Origin of the sequence: Actinomadura sp. 6N118 (assembly GCF_044326415.1) — a bacterium.
In the GTDB taxonomy this organism is placed as follows: domain Bacteria; phylum Actinomycetota; class Actinomycetes; order Streptosporangiales; family Streptosporangiaceae; genus Spirillospora.
This window is the reverse complement of the sequence record NZ_JBIRAZ010000027.1, coordinates 142,344-155,711: the sequence shown is the minus strand read 5'-3', so window position 1 is coordinate 155,711 and position 13,368 is coordinate 142,344. Positions and strand designations below refer to the sequence as shown.

The window sequence follows — 13,368 nt, the reverse complement described above, 5'->3', positions numbered from 1 at the left end:
CCAACGTGACCGGCACAACCCGCGGATGGAAGGCCGCATTGAACGCACTGTCACTGCACTACGGCGACCGCATCACCCTCAACTGACAACGATCACCGCCTCACCCACAAAATTCAGGACAGTCCCCGGATCAGCGGGCCGCTCGGTGCGGGCCTGGGAGGGGCGTTCAGGCCGAACGAACCGTGCATTGCAGATGTCCGCTGATGCTCTGGGTGTACGCCGCGCGGGTGTCTGTGGCTGGCGGGTCATGATGGTGAATGGTGGTCATCCGCGGGTCCTGTCTTGCCCGCTGCTCCGAGGTGTAACACGCAGCTGATGAGGTCGTGGCCTGATGACGCCGTGGGTTCGGGCAGCCGTAGGGCCTGCGGGGTTTTCACCGGGCATGTTTCGGATGTCGTGTAGGCGAAGCATTCGGTGGCCTGAATCCGTACTTTGGGCCGCGCTGCTGTCGGCGCACCGGAGTCAGCTGTGCTGGCTCCGAGTCGAGATCGCTTCCGCGGTTGCGATGGATGGTCAGGAGGTCGTGCCCTGCGAACGTGGAGTGGGTATGGCCGCACGGCTAGCCCATGTCTCGCGTCACCCTTGGCTAGGGCAGCGGCCAAGTCCGTGGGGAAGATCTTCACGGGACCGGTCACGAATGGAGAAGCCATCCCCTCACCTGGGCTCATAGCGTGATGTCACGGCCCGAACGAAGCGGCCGGACGGCGGTCGAGCAGGCCGAAGTCACACGATTTGAGTGAGGGAGCGCACCATGTCCAAGGGCATCCAGACGATCATCTACCCGGTTACCGACCTTGCCGCGGCCAAGGCGATCTACACCGGGCTCGCGGGCGTCGAGCCGTACGCTGACGAGCCCTACTACGTGGGCTACAAGGTGGCGGGCCAGGACATCGGCCTGGACCCCAACGGCCACAAGAGCGGCATGACGGGTCCGGTGGCCTATTGGCACGTGGACGACATCAAGGCCAGCATGCAGGCGGCCCTGGACGCCGGTGCGGAGACCGTCGCGGATGTCAAGAACGTCGGAGGCGGCAGGCTGATCGCCACCCTCAAGGACGCCGACGGCAACCCGTTCGGCCTCCTGCAGGATGCCTGACTCGGCTGAGAGGGCGCGGCCGAACGCAGGGAGAGCACCGATGAAGTTCCTGGCCACGGTTACGCCGCAGGGCAACGCCGCTGGAGTCGAGGTCCCGACAGAGATCGTCGAGGCCCTCGGCTCCGGCAAGCGACCGCCGGTCGTCATCACGATCAACGGCCATACCTGGCACAGCCGGGTGGCGGCCATGCGCGGCAAGCTCCTGATCGGCATCAGCGCCGCCAACCGCAAGGCGAGCGGGATCGCCGAAGGCGACGAGATCGAGGTCGATCTCCGGCTCGACACCGAGCCGCGCGTGGTGAACGAGCCGCCGGATTTCGCTGCGGCGCTGGACGGCGACCCGGCCGCGCGGGCGGCGTTCGACCGCCTCGCCTACAGCCACCGGCGCAAACACGTGCTCGCGATCGAGGCGGCCAAAATCCCAGAGACGCGGCGGCGGCGCATCGATAAGGCGATCACGGCGATTCTCGGCGGCTAGACGCCTGCGGTATTGCGCTGGACGGCGCGCTGTTCCAGATCGAGTTGGGCAGCGCCTGGTCATCTCCCGTTTGCCGTCGCAAGACGATGCTGGCTGGCCATTTGTTCAGCGTCACGGCGGCGCCTGGGATCCAATCCGGCGTCTTCTGCAGGGTCGGATTTGGCCTGCGCTTGCCAGTCCTTAAGCACATGAACGCCAGGTCCAGCTCGGGCATGGCGGCGGCCCACCGCTGGCTGTGGCTTGGCGCAAGTGCCGTCAAGGTGGTCGAAGTCGGTCCGTAGCGCCGAGAGCGGGTGACGGCGCTTAGGGGACGGTGCGGCGGATGGCCTTGTCTACGGCGCGCTGGAACGAGGTGACCAGTGACTGGATCATCAGCGGCTTGAGTTTGGTGGCGAGTTCGAGGAGTTGTTCGCGTTCCTCGGGCGGACGGCCGCGTTCGCGGTACGGGCGGACCACGGTGTCCTGGAAGACGCCTTGCAGTTCGGCGGCCAGGGCGGTGGTGTAGCGCTCCACCGCCTCGTGGGACGCGATGAGAGTGTCGAGTGGCATGGGCAACTCGGCGAGCTCGGCGCTGATGCCGAGGAGCGCGGGGCTGACCACGCGTACGGAGGTGGAGCCGGTTAGTTCGACGACGCCCAGGGCTTCGAGGCGCTTGAGGGCTTCGTCGTCGAGGTGGCGGCCGGCGCGGCGGTCGAGTTCGTGGCGGTCGAGGTCTTCGGACTGCTCGGGGGCCCAGGGGGAGAGGAGCGCTCGCTGGAGGGCCAGGTCTTCGGGCTGGGCGTCGAGCGGGATCTTTTCGAGGTGCCTCTCGATGGCGGCGAGCGTGAGGCCGAGGGATTGCAGTTCGCGGACGAGCTCTAGGCGGGCCAGGTGGTCGGCGCCGTAGAGCCCCGTTCGACCGCGCAGGCGGGGTGGAGGCAGGAGACCGCGTCCGGCATAGAAGCGGACGGTGCGCACGCTGACTCCGGCGCGGGCGGCCAGTTCGTCGATGGTGAGCTCCATCGCACCTCTTTCCTCATGTGACAGTGCCAGTGTTACATTAATCCTGTATCAGCAAGCACTTACGAGGGGACCGCATGGCGCGAGAGATCTTCACCGAGGAGCATGAGGCCTTCCGTGACATGGTGCGGTCCTTCATCGCGAAGGAGATCGCGCCGTACCACGCGCAGTGGGAGAAGGACGAGATCGTCTCCCGGGACGTGTGGCTCGCGGCCGGGCGGCAGGGCCTGCTGGGCATCGAGATGCCTGAGGAGTACGGCGGTGGCGGCAATGACGACTACCGCTACTACACGATCTTCAACGAGGAGCTTGCCCGGGCGATGGCCAGCGGGCCCGGCTTCGCGGTCCACAACGATGTGGTCGGCGGCTACCTCGTCCAGTTGCTGAACGACGAGCAGAAGCAGCGGTGGCTGCCGGGGTACTGCTCGGGCGAGCTGATCACGGCGATCGCCATGACCGAGCCGGCGGCGGGTTCCGACCTGCAGGGCATGAAGACCACGGCGGTCAAGGACGGCGACGACTACATCCTGAACGGCTCCAAGACGTTCATCACCAACGGCATCCTGTCCGACCTGGTGATCGTGGCCGCCAAGACCGATCCGGGAGCGGGGGCGCGCGGCGTCAGCCTCCTTATGGTCGAACGGGGGATGGAGGGCTTCGAACGCGGCCGCAACCTCGACAAGGTCGGCATGCACGCCCAGGACACCGCCGAGCTCTTCTTCGACAACGTACGGATCCCCGCGAAGAACCTCCTCGGTGAGGAGGGCATGGGCTTCATCTACCTGATGCAGAACCTCGCCCGCGAACGGCTGTGCATCGCGGTTTCGGCCGTGTCAGGCGCAGAGCAGGCGTTCGAGACGACGCTGGAGTACTGTAAGACCCGCGAGGCGTTCGGCCGGGCGATCGGCAAGTTCCAGCACAACCGCTTCACGCTGGCGGAGATGAAGACCGAGATCACCGTCAGCCGCGCGTTCGTCGACCAGTGCATCGCCAAGGAGATCAAGGGCGAGCTCAGCGCCGAAGAGGCCTCGATGGCCAAGTATTGGACCACCGAGATGCTCAAGACCGTGGTCGACCGCTGTGTCCAGCTCCACGGCGGCTACGGCTACATGAACGAGTACCCGATCGCCAAGGCCTACCAGGACGTCCGCATCCAAACCATTTTTGGCGGAACGACGGAGATCATGAAGGAGATCATTGGGCGGTCTCTGGGGGTGTAGGGCGGAGCGCCAGGATGTCCAGGGCTGTGTAGGCGCCGGTGATGGCGGTTAGGCCGGCTGCTGATGCGCGGGGGACATCGCCACGGACCAGGTGGGCGATTCCGGCGGCGGTGTCGCAGGCGTCCACCATCAGGCAGAGCTTCCGCCAGCGTTGGCGTGCTGCCGGATCGCTTGCGAGGTAGCCCAGGCCTAGCGCGATGGCCCTGCTTCCGAAGACCCGGATCAGGTATCGCAGCTCGGGTGCGTCCCGGCCGCTCATGCCTGCCAGCTTCAGGTTGAGGCCCGGCGCTGCCAGGGCCAGCGCTCCCCACGCCACGCGGCCGCCTGCCGCCAACTCCATTGCCCGTTCCATGTGGGCGACACTCCCACCCTGGGCTGTCATGGAGCGATTACCCCGGAGGTAATGCTCGGCGGAATCGAGTGGTAATCGTGACCTGATGTCGTGTTTGTTGTCGTTGCCTGCGTTTGTGGCGGATGGAACACTAACTTCTCTTCGAAGATTCGTTCCGAACGCATGTTGCGTGGAGCACGGGGGGCTGGGGAGCCGTGGAGAAGCGCACCAACAGGCCGGTCGCGAGCATCAAGAGACGCTCGATCGACAAGAAGATCGCGATCGCTTCGGCCGTCGCGATCGCCGTCACGCTGTCCGGCAGCATGATCGCGATTGCGCAGACCGGGATGGGCCGTAGTGAAGAGCGCCCCCAGGCTGCGGCCGGCACGCCGACGCCCTCGTCGATCCCGGGCAACTTCCTGCCGGGGCCGGAGTCGATGGCCTCGCCTCCGCCGAACACGCCGCGGACGCGAAAGCCGCCGAGCAACCCGTTCAGCACGGGTAACGAGAGGCCGTCGCCGAACGACCCGGACCTGCGCGGTGACAGGCGTGGGTCCAAGCCGCGGATGCCCAAGTCCAAGGGACTGCCGGGCTTCAAACCGGCCGATGACGGGGCGAAGATCACCAAGCTGGAGAAGGTCGGTACGTCTCTTTATGACGTCACGATCGCCACGCCGGTGCTTGGGGCGGAGGTGAAGACCCGCGTTCTGTTCCCCAAGTCGTGGAAGTCCAAGACCACGAGGACGTGGCCTGTTGTGTACGCCTACCACGGCGGCAACAACCGCTACACGTCCTGGACCAAGGACTCCAACATCCGGCAGGTCGCCGCCGGCCACGACGTGATGGTCGTCATGCCTGAGGGCGGCTCGAACGGCTCGTACACCAACTGGTGGAACGACGGCAAGGGCGGCATCCCGCAGTGGGAGAACTTCCACATCAGGGAAGTCATCCCCTTGATGGAGCGCAACTTCCACGCCGGGTCGTCCCGTGCCGCGATCGGCCTGTCATCCGGCGGGCAGGGCGCCATCACCTATGCCGAACGCCATCCGGGCATGTTCAAGTACGCGGCGTCCTACAGCGGCGCGCTCAACATCACCGCGCCCGGTATGCCAACTGTTTTCATGCAGTTGAACGCGGCCGCCGGCGACGACATCTGGGGCGACCCGGTGGCCGCCCGCGCCAACTGGAGGGCGCACGACGGCGCCGTGATGGTGTCCCGGCTCAAGGGCGTCGGCGTCTACGTCTCCTCGGGCGACGGCCGCGTCGGGCCGTACGACGACCCCGGCATGGACCCCTTGCACGCCGGGAGGGTCGGTGAACAGTTCTCCGGGTATATGGCCACCAGATTCGTGAACGCCGCGAAAGCGGCGGGCGTCCCCATCACGGCCAACCTGTACGGCCCCGGAACGCACAAGTGGGCGTACTGGAAGCGCGAACTCGTCAGGAGCTGGCCTGCCATCACCGCCGCCATCGGCGCCACCAAGACCTGATCTACGCGGTTCGGAGTAGGCGCGAAGCCTCCCCCTGGAGGACGCGGCGCTTGCCTTCCTCGCCCCACGATGAAGCTGTTCACGAGCGGATTGGGGCTTCGGGATGGTGGCAGCGCACGGGCGGCGGGTGGAGCGGGTTTGTTATGCGCTTGGTGCCTTGCTCATCGCGGCGGGGCTCTTCCATCTGGCGGTGTTCGTCGTGGACGGCGGACCCTGGGAAGGGCCGGTCTCCTGGCGGAAGCCGGCCACGTTCGGGTTGTCGTTCGGGCTGACGCTGATCACCGTCACCTGGGTCGCCTCGTACCTGCCGCTCGGTGAACGGCTCCGGAACGTTCTGCTTGGGGTCTTCGCAGCGGACTGCTTCGTGGAGGTCGGCGGCATCACCCTGCAGGCCTGGCGGGGTGTGCCGTCGCACATCAACCGGGAGACGGCGTTCGACTCGGCGGTCTCGACGGTGCTCGCGGCGGGCGGTGGCGTGCTCATCGTCGTGCTCGGCATCATGGCCGTGATCGCTTTCCGGCCCAACGTGGGGGTCTCCGGTGACATGCGGCTGGCGCTGCGGGCCGGATTCGTGACACTCATGATCGGGCTGGCCACCGGAGCCGCCATGATCGCCCGGGGCGTGATCGAGGCCAACACCGGCAGCCAGGAGACCGCCTACGCCGTCACCGGGTTTCTCAAGCTCGCACACGGAGTGAGCCTGCACGGCGTGCTGGTCTTGCCAGCGCTCGCCTGGCTCCTGGCGTTCATCGGCTGGAACGAGATGCGCCGTCTCCGCGCCGTCCGCCTCGCCACGATCGCGTACGGCGTGGCCATTGCGATCGCCCTTGCCTACTCCGTGGTGGCCGCTTGAACGGACTCAGTTTCCGATGAACACGGACGAATTTCTTAACTGCCCGGCGACCCTCCGGCGGTCTGAGTTTCGCCTCCGGCGGCCTGGGGCGTTCCGAACGTGCCGGACTCCCACAGCCGGCGGACATGATCGATCACCGGCGGCCCGACGGCGCGCAGCCCGTCCACATCGCCTGCGGCCACCAGCGGGGTCACCATGGCGCTGACCGCCGCGATGATCATCTGGCAGGTGAAGCGGCCGGCGTCGTCGGTCACCTCCAGGAGGTCGGCAAGCGCGTTGGTGAGCGTGACTTGCACCTCGCTCCGCCGCCGGATGGCGTCTGGCCCGGCCGCGTACACCTCCACCAGGAACAGCCGCGCGAACGGCAGCTCGGCCGCCAGGACGTCCAGGTACGCGGTGACCGCCCGCTCGAAGCGCTCCAGCGGGCTGCCCTCCAGACGCGCCTGTCCGGTGGCCTCGTCCACGCCGACCGACTCCAGCACCCGCCGCAGCAGAAGGTCGCCGGCCCCGGCGAAGGCGGTCATGAAGCAGTCGAGCTTGGAGTCGAACAGCTGGTAGAAACTCTGCCGGGACACCACGGCCCGCTTGAGCACGTCCTCGACGGAGGTGCCCACGTAGCCCTTCTCGGTCATCGCCTCAGCCATCGCGGTGCACAGCCGCGTCCGCTGGATGCGTTCGACCTCTTCGCGAGACAGCGCGTACCGCCCCCGGGGCAGCCGACGCGGCGATGAGTCCGGCATTCGATCACCATAGTTCAGGGCAGGGGCCCAGGCTGTCAGTAGTGCCTTACATGGTGGAATTCAAAGCAACCTGACCCCCGGAGGTGGCCCCATGGCCGATGACGACCTGCACGATTTCGAGACCGCCACGTTCACGCACCAGGGCAAGACCCGGACGGTCTACCGGCAGGGCACCGGCCCGGCGGTGATCGTGATAGCGGAGATGCCCGGCATCACCCCGAAGGTGGCGGAGTTCGGCCGCATGGTCGCCGGCATCGGCTGCACTGCCGTCTTGCCGCACCTGTTCGGGCGCCCGGGACGCGACCCGCACCCCAAAGCGCACGGCTGGCGGGGGACGGCGTCGTACGTGTCCTCCTCGCTGGTGCCGATCTGCATCAGCAGGGAGTTCACGGTCATGGCCACCGGCAAGACCTCGCCGGTGATCGACTGGCTCCGCGCCCTCGCGGCCAGCGAGCACGAACGGTGCGGCGGCCCCGGAGTCGGCGCGGTCGGCATGTGCTTCACCGGAGGCTTCGCGCTCGCCATGGCCACCGACGATCGCCTGCTCGCCCCGGTCCTGTCCCAGCCTTCGCTGCCGCTCCCCATCACTCGCCGGCAGCGTGAGGCCATCGACATCTCGCCTGAGGACCTGGCGAAGGTCAAGGGCAGGTGCGCCAACGGCCTGACCGTCCTGGGGCTCCGCTTCGAGGGCGACACGCTGGCACCGGGCAGCCGGTTCGACTTCCTGCGCCGCGAGCTCGGCGACGCCTTCGTGGCTGTCGAGCTCGACGACGCCTGCGCCAACCCGGACGCCTACACGAAACGTCACTCCGTCCTGACCGAGCACCTCATCGATGCACCCAACGAGCCCACCCGCGTCGCCCTAGACCAGGTTTTGGATCTCTTCCGCACCCGCCTCCTGAAAACGGCCTGACGAGGGTCAGGGGATCGGGGTCGACTTTGTAGGGACGTTGTAGCCGCGTATTCGGAGGTGGGGTGGCTTGCCGCCCAGGTCACGGGTGGCGTAGGTGGCGGTGATGGTGGTGGATTCGCCAGGCCAGAGCGAGACGTAGTTGTCGGAGTAGGTAATCGGCAAGACTTCATTGCCGTCGGCGCCTGCGGTGATTTCGGGGCGGACGAAGAATGCGAGGTTCTTCGGGTTGGTGTTGGTCAGCTTGATGGTGGCCGTCTCTTGTCCGTTCGCGGTGGTTCGCGTGGCGGAGGCGGCGACGCCGGAGTTGGCGGGCAGACTGTTGAGCCCGCTGAAGTCCGCGTACGTCTTGACCTCGGTGTGGTGCCAGTCGGACTTGGGGCCGAGTTCGTCGGGCCTGGTCGAGTTCCAGTAGAGGTTGTCGCTGACGCTCGCGCCGGAGGAGTCCTTCAGCTGGAGACGGATGAAGTAGGTGGACGACAGGCCGCCGACCGCCGGGAGCTTCATGATTTCGGACGAGGCGTTCGCGGGCGCGGTGACGGATTTGGTCGTGCTGTGCTTCTGCGTCAGGTCGGGGATGGTGTAGAAGGTCGCGGTCGCATTGAGGCCGGCGCGTGACGCGAGAGTCGAGTTGACGACGTAGACCTTGCCGGTGTTGTAGTCGTAGGCGATGTGCACGGGCTCGGTGGCCTTCTTGGTGCCGAAATAGCCGCCGCCGGGCTTGAAGAAGTAGTCGTACAGATTCCACTGGACCGACGGCCAGGAGTTGTTGAGCATCCAGAAGATCGTCCCGAACGACTTGGCGTACTTGTGGGCGCTCCAGGCCTCGAAGAAGGCCCTGGTGTTCTCGTAGTTCTGGAGTTCGGCTTTGCGGGCGTAGTCGGCCGCGCTGGTCGCCTTGCCGTAGCGGTTGTCGATCGCCTTGTCGTAATGCGTGGTCGTGTCGAAGGGGGTCGACGGGCGTCCGGCATGGAAGTTCCAGGCGTCAGCCAGAGGCCACTGGTCGGACGGCGCTAGGAACTTCTGCACGCTCTCCAGCGGCGGCGGTGCCTGCGTGCCCTCTTCGCCGGTGGTGCCGAACGCGCTGCCGACACGGGTGGTGTCCCACCACAGGACCGGTGGCTCCCAGACGTAGGGGCCGTCCATCTTCATGCCCGCGTCAGGGTTCGACCAGGTGGCGACGTTGTCCACCGTCGGGTTCTGCCAGTGCAGCTTCGCGGCGATGTTCTTGTACGCGGCGAGGTGAGCCGGCTTCGGCGGCTCGTCGCTGCCGTAGTTCCACATGAACGGGCTCGCGTGGTGGCGAAGTGCACGCATCTGGCTGTCCAGGGACGCCATCGCCACTTCGGTCTGCTCGGCGGTCCACTTGTCATCCTTCTGCCAGGCGCTGCAGCAGACGAAGCCGGGCATGAGCATGATCCCGTTACGGTCGGCCAGGTCGTAGAGCTCCTCGTTGCCGAGGGTGCCCTCCAGGCGGATCGTGTTCAGACCCATGTCCTTGACGTACTGGACGTGGGTCGCGTTGGTCTTGGTGTCCCAGCGCTGGAGCAGGTCCCACACGTAGCCGCCGCCACGGAAGAGCACGTTCTTGCCGTTGACCTTGTAGGCCGCCCATGAGGTGCCGTTGACGGACTTGCGGTAGTCGGTGAACTGCCGGATACCGAAGTCGATCTCCTTGACGTCCGATGTCACTTTGTCGATATCCGCGCGGAGCTTCAGGTGATAGAGGTCGGGCTTGCCGTACTGGTGCGGCCACCAGAGGGCCGGTTTCGTCACGCGGAGGGGCTTGAACGCGATCTCGCGCCGTTCACCGGCGGCGAGTGTGACCGTCTGGTCGAACGTGATCGACGGGTGGCCGGCCTTGCTGATCGTTCCGCCGACCTTGGCCGTCACGGGGGCCCGGGTCGCGTTCACCGCGTCCGCGTAGACGGTCAGGTCGGCTGAGTCTGTGGCGGGCAGGGGCAGGACGGTCCGGACGTACGGGTCGCGCAGGGCGACCGGTCCGGTCGTCTCCAGGATCGTGTCGCCCCAAACGCCCGCGTTCATGTCGGGTGCCTCGTGGTTCCAATCGACCGTGCAGATCGACAGGTCCTTGCAGGCGTGCGCGGGCGGTGTCACGAGGATCGCGAGGGCGTTGGCCTCGCCTGGCCGGATCAGCTTGCCGACGTCGTACTCGTGGTGGGTCAGCGTGCCGACGGCGTTCGCGTCGAGGCGCGTCCCGTTCAGCCAGATCTCCGCGCGGTAGCTGATCCCCTTGAAACGGAGCCAGTACGCCTGGCCGGGGGCGGAGGCGGCCGCCTTGAACTCGCCTCGGAACCACCACTTCTGCGTCGTGAGGTCGGGCACCTTCTTGAGGTTCTGGCCGAAGTAGACGTTCTGGTAGACGCGGTTGTCCACAAGCCCGGCCAGCACGGTGGAGGGGAGCGTGACCGGGTGCCAGCCGACCGTGCCGTAGCCGACCCGGGAGATGGCGCCGCCGGTGTCGGCCAGGCCGGTGGCCGAGCGCAGTGCCCAGCCGGAGGTGAGCTTGGTCGAGCCGACGGTGGCCGTACGAGTGTCGTCGCCGGTCGCGCACGCCCCGACCATGAGGAGCAGCGCCAGCGTCGTCACGAGGATGGAGCCGTACTGGTGGAACGTGGCTCGCGCGCCCCTGCCCGGCCGCGCGCTTCTGACCAGCAGCGCGCTTCTGACCGGCCGCGCGCTTCTGACCGGCTGCGTGTTTGTGACCGGCTGCTTGTTTGTGGCCAGCATGGACGCCTCCAGGGGCAGGCTCTGCGCGGTCGCCCCCGGATCCCGCGCCGGTCTGATCGAGACGATAAACGGCTTCAGGGTTTTCGTAAAGAAAGCTCCCTAACTAATGCCGTAAGCGGTACGTAAGAAGAAATCGGGCCTCCTTCGGCGGCCAGGCGGCGTTGTACCCGGCATGAAGAACATTAAGAACTTCCTCTTCAGTCACAAACTGATCACCGCCTCCGGCGTCCTGGCCATGGGGTTGGTGGCCGCACTCGCACTCGCCGCGTTCCAGCCGTGGAAGTTGTGGGTCGACCAGACCGCCGACGAGGCCGCGCCACCCGCCGCCGCCCCGCCGGTCTCGGGCGCCCCCACGTCCGGTGCGCCCGCGTCCAGTGGAGCCGCGTCCGGTGCGGCTCAGGAGGCGACAGCGCAGACGCGGGAGGTCTTCAGCACCTCAAGCTGGCAGTCGATCTCGCACGGGACCACGACCGGCAAGGTCAAGGTCTACAAGCACGCCGACGGCTCCTACGCGCTGCGGCTGGAAGACCTCGACACCTCCAACGGCCCTGACCTCAAGGTCGTGCTCTCCAAGGGCGGACACGAGACCCAGCAGAGCCTGAGCCCGGACTACCGAAACCTCGGCACCCTCAAGGGCAACAAGGGCAGCTCGAACTACTCCATCGCGGCCGGAGTGGACCTCAGCCAGTACAAGAGCGTGGTCATCTGGTGCAAGCGATTCGACTCCGTCTTCGCCGCCGCCCCGATCAGGACCTGATCGTTCGCCGGCGCCAAGCTGCCCAAGTTGCGACGTCAGACTCTGGCGCCACACTCCGACGTCAGATTCCGACGGCGGGCTCGGTACGCGGAGCGAACGCGTCCAGCGCGGTGGCGGGCGTGTCGGCGAAGATCCGGATCGTCCGTACCTCGGCGGGCCGGCCGAACGGGCGGATGGCGGTGATCGGCTCGGTCAGTTCCAGGACGATGTTGGTCTGGGAGGCCACCGCGATGCCGAGCCGGTCGTCCTCGACGTTGATCAGGCGGTCCTCGTTGTAGTTGCGGACGCCCCGTACCGTGGCGATCTGCTCGCGGGGGATGCGCAGGTCGAAGAACGCGCCGTAGCGGACGCGCACCTCGTCGGCCGTGATGACGTGGGGGCGGGTGATGCAGGCGGCGATGACGGCGAGCACGGCCAGGATCGAGTAGGCGTCGATCGCGAGGAAGACGTTGCGCACCACCGCCGGCGCGCCGAACGCCCGGAGCATGATCTCGACGCCGACCAGCTCGACCACCATCGCGAACAAGAACATCATCATCGTGGCCGTCTGGGCTCCGGAGTACGAGACGGCGGTGGCGCCGGGCGGTACCCCGTGGCGGCGCCGCCCGAGCCACAGGACAAGGCTCACCAGCCCCCTCGTGTCGAACCCCATCAGCCTCCGCACCTTCGCGGGCACCAGTTGGTCCAGTACGGAGCTGAGAGCGCCGCGGCGGTCCGCGCCGCTCCGGCGCGCCGACCGGTACAGCCAGCAGGCCACCGCGCCCTCCAGAAGGAGCACCGCGGTGATGATCGCCTCGGTCGCCAGGGCCACGGAACGGGGAAGCGGGACGCCGGACACGAGCAGGACCACGAACACCACTTCGGCGGGGAGCACGGCGTACAGAACGGCACGGGCGACCCTCAACATCAACTTCTCTCCTTCTTTCATCATGAGCGCAACATCGTCATGAGCACGTGGAAGACCTCTGCCTGTGCGGGGGACAGGGTGAGGGACATCTCGGAGAGCCATTGGCCGTTCTCGTTGACGTCGTTCGGCTGCCCGTCCACGCTCGCGAGCATCAGCGCCTTCATCTCCTCGGGGAGGTGGTCGGCGATCTCGGCAGCGAGTTCGGCGACGCGCGGGTCGTCCGGGGCGGCCTCCGCCAGCTCGTCCATGCGCGCGTAGATGGCTTCGCCGCGGGCCAGCGCCTCGGGCGTGGTGAGCGGCCGCAGCAGCTCGGCGAACGCCTCCCGTTCATCTGGGCCGGCAGTCGTGTCGACGAGTGCCAGCATCTCCCGGTCGAAGTCGGCGAACTTCGAGCCGCCGGCGGGGAGGCCGCGCAGCACCGACGCCATCGCGGGCGACACCGCCGAGTCGGGATGCAGGTCGGCCTCGGCGAGGAGCGCGGCGAGCCGTTCCCGCCGCAGCCGGATCGCCTCCTGCTGGCCGGCCAGATCGGCGTCGAGCTCCAGCAGGACCTCGCGCAGTTCCTTGCCCTGGTCGTCGGCCAGGACATCGCGGATCTCGTCGAGCGCCAGGCCGAGCTCGGCCAGCCGCCGGACGCGAGCGAGGAGCACGGCGTCCCGGAGGCGGTATTCGCGGTAGCCGTTGGACAGCCGCTCGGGCTCGGGCAGGAGCCCCAGGTGGTGGTAGTGCCGGACGGTCCGGGTGGACACCCCGACCAGGGCGGCAAGTTCGCCGATCTTCATGCCTTCATTAGAAACGTTGACGTTGCGTCAAGGTCAAGGCGATCAAGGCGGGCA

The 13,368-nt window shown here is 67.2% G+C and carries 13 protein-coding genes; 7 read left to right on the top strand and 6 right to left on the bottom strand.

Annotation, left to right across the window (positions count from 1 at the left end):
• Positions 1–751 precede the first annotated feature (751 nt).
• Together ACH34W_RS46810 and ACH34W_RS46805 are read left to right on the top strand one after the other, a co-directional pair.
• A complete protein-coding gene (locus ACH34W_RS46810; RefSeq protein WP_395967718.1) occupies positions 752–1,096 on the top strand; it encodes a VOC family protein in 345 nt (114 codons plus the stop codon).
• A 40-nt stretch (positions 1,097–1,136) separates the two neighbouring features.
• Positions 1,137–1,574, top strand: a complete 438-nt coding sequence (locus tag ACH34W_RS46805) for a YdeI/OmpD-associated family protein (RefSeq protein WP_395967717.1) — start codon at positions 1,137–1,139, stop codon at positions 1,572–1,574.
• 303 nt (positions 1,575–1,877) lie between these two features.
• Here the strand turns inward: ACH34W_RS46805 and ACH34W_RS46800 are convergent, their stop codons facing one another.
• Entirely contained in the window at positions 1,878–2,576 is a 699-nt protein-coding gene (locus tag ACH34W_RS46800; RefSeq protein WP_395967716.1) for a MerR family transcriptional regulator, read from the bottom strand.
• A gap of 74 nt (positions 2,577–2,650) precedes the next feature.
• On the opposite strand from ACH34W_RS46800, the gene ACH34W_RS46795 reads away from it, so the two are divergent.
• Entirely contained in the window at positions 2,651–3,793 is a 1,143-nt protein-coding gene (locus ACH34W_RS46795; RefSeq protein ID WP_395967715.1) for an acyl-CoA dehydrogenase family protein, read from the top strand.
• Here the strand turns inward: ACH34W_RS46795 and ACH34W_RS46790 are convergent.
• Positions 3,768–4,133, bottom strand: a complete 366-nt coding sequence (locus ACH34W_RS46790) for a hypothetical protein (RefSeq protein ID WP_395967714.1) — start codon at positions 4,131–4,133, stop codon at positions 3,768–3,770. The genes ACH34W_RS46795 and ACH34W_RS46790 overlap by 26 nt on opposite strands.
• Positions 4,134–4,339: 206 nt before the next feature.
• Here ACH34W_RS46790 and ACH34W_RS46785 point away from each other — a divergent pair, with 206 nt between their 5' ends.
• Both ACH34W_RS46785 and ACH34W_RS46780 read left to right on the top strand, forming a co-directional pair.
• On the top strand, positions 4,340–5,614 hold the full coding sequence (locus tag ACH34W_RS46785; protein ID WP_395967713.1) for an alpha/beta hydrolase-fold protein: 1,275 nt from the start codon (positions 4,340–4,342) through the stop codon (positions 5,612–5,614).
• A 157-nt stretch (positions 5,615–5,771) separates the two neighbouring features.
• A complete protein-coding gene (locus tag ACH34W_RS46780) occupies positions 5,772–6,467 on the top strand; it encodes a hypothetical protein (RefSeq protein ID WP_395967712.1) in 696 nt (231 codons plus the stop codon).
• A 35-nt stretch (positions 6,468–6,502) separates the two neighbouring features.
• Here ACH34W_RS46780 and ACH34W_RS46775 read toward each other — a convergent pair whose 3' ends face one another.
• Positions 6,503–7,207, bottom strand: a complete 705-nt coding sequence (locus tag ACH34W_RS46775; protein ID WP_395967711.1) for a TetR/AcrR family transcriptional regulator — start codon at positions 7,205–7,207, stop codon at positions 6,503–6,505.
• A 91-nt stretch (positions 7,208–7,298) separates the two neighbouring features.
• Between ACH34W_RS46775 and ACH34W_RS46770 the strand changes: the two genes are divergently transcribed.
• Positions 7,299–8,120 carry a dienelactone hydrolase family protein gene (locus ACH34W_RS46770; RefSeq protein ID WP_395967710.1) on the top strand — a complete coding sequence of 274 codons (822 nt, stop codon included), beginning with the start codon at positions 7,299–7,301 and terminating at the stop codon, positions 8,118–8,120.
• A 6-nt stretch (positions 8,121–8,126) separates the two neighbouring features.
• Here the strand turns inward: ACH34W_RS46770 and ACH34W_RS46765 are convergent, their stop codons facing one another.
• Positions 8,127–10,868, bottom strand: coding sequence for a glycosyl hydrolase 2 galactose-binding domain-containing protein (locus ACH34W_RS46765; RefSeq protein WP_395967709.1), 2,742 nt, complete (start codon positions 10,866–10,868; stop codon positions 8,127–8,129).
• A 172-nt stretch (positions 10,869–11,040) separates the two neighbouring features.
• Here ACH34W_RS46765 and ACH34W_RS46760 point away from each other — a divergent pair, with 172 nt between their 5' ends.
• Positions 11,041–11,625 carry a DM13 domain-containing protein gene (locus ACH34W_RS46760; protein ID WP_395967708.1) on the top strand — a complete coding sequence of 195 codons (585 nt, stop codon included), beginning with the start codon at positions 11,041–11,043 and terminating at the stop codon, positions 11,623–11,625.
• A 61-nt stretch (positions 11,626–11,686) separates the two neighbouring features.
• On the opposite strand, the gene ACH34W_RS46755 is transcribed toward ACH34W_RS46760, so the two are convergent.
• Together ACH34W_RS46755 and ACH34W_RS46750 are read right to left on the bottom strand one after the other, a co-directional pair.
• Positions 11,687–12,532 carry a hypothetical protein gene (locus ACH34W_RS46755; protein WP_395967707.1) on the bottom strand — a complete coding sequence of 282 codons (846 nt, stop codon included), beginning with the start codon at positions 12,530–12,532 and terminating at the stop codon, positions 11,687–11,689.
• A 20-nt stretch (positions 12,533–12,552) separates the two neighbouring features.
• A complete protein-coding gene (locus tag ACH34W_RS46750) occupies positions 12,553–13,314 on the bottom strand; it encodes a MerR family transcriptional regulator (protein WP_395967706.1) in 762 nt (253 codons plus the stop codon).
• Between the last annotated feature and the right edge of the window lie 54 nt (positions 13,315–13,368).

What these genes read in the sequence shown, in the direction of transcription:
- ACH34W_RS46810 (WP_395967718.1), top strand. Translation starts at nt 752, where the DNA reads ATGTCCAAGGGCATCCAGACGATCATCTACCCGGTTACCGACCTTGCC.
- ACH34W_RS46800 (WP_395967716.1), bottom strand. Translation starts at nt 2,576, where the DNA reads ATGGAGCTCACCATCGACGAACTGGCCGCCCGCGCCGGAGTCAGCGTG.
- ACH34W_RS46755 (WP_395967707.1), bottom strand. Translation starts at nt 12,532, where the DNA reads ATGTTGAGGGTCGCCCGTGCCGTTCTGTACGCCGTGCTCCCCGCCGAA.
- ACH34W_RS46770 (WP_395967710.1), top strand. Translation starts at nt 7,299, where the DNA reads ATGGCCGATGACGACCTGCACGATTTCGAGACCGCCACGTTCACGCAC.
- ACH34W_RS46750 (WP_395967706.1), bottom strand. Translation starts at nt 13,314, where the DNA reads ATGAAGATCGGCGAACTTGCCGCCCTGGTCGGGGTGTCCACCCGGACC.
- ACH34W_RS46805 (WP_395967717.1), top strand. Translation starts at nt 1,137, where the DNA reads ATGAAGTTCCTGGCCACGGTTACGCCGCAGGGCAACGCCGCTGGAGTC.
- ACH34W_RS46795 (WP_395967715.1), top strand. Translation starts at nt 2,651, where the DNA reads ATGGCGCGAGAGATCTTCACCGAGGAGCATGAGGCCTTCCGTGACATG.
- ACH34W_RS46790 (WP_395967714.1), bottom strand. Translation starts at nt 4,133, where the DNA reads ATGGAGTTGGCGGCAGGCGGCCGCGTGGCGTGGGGAGCGCTGGCCCTG.
- ACH34W_RS46760 (WP_395967708.1), top strand. Translation starts at nt 11,041, where the DNA reads ATGAAGAACATTAAGAACTTCCTCTTCAGTCACAAACTGATCACCGCC.
- ACH34W_RS46765 (WP_395967709.1), bottom strand. Translation starts at nt 10,868, where the DNA reads ATGCTGGCCACAAACAAGCAGCCGGTCACAAACACGCAGCCGGTCAGA.
- ACH34W_RS46775 (WP_395967711.1), bottom strand. Translation starts at nt 7,207, where the DNA reads ATGCCGGACTCATCGCCGCGTCGGCTGCCCCGGGGGCGGTACGCGCTG.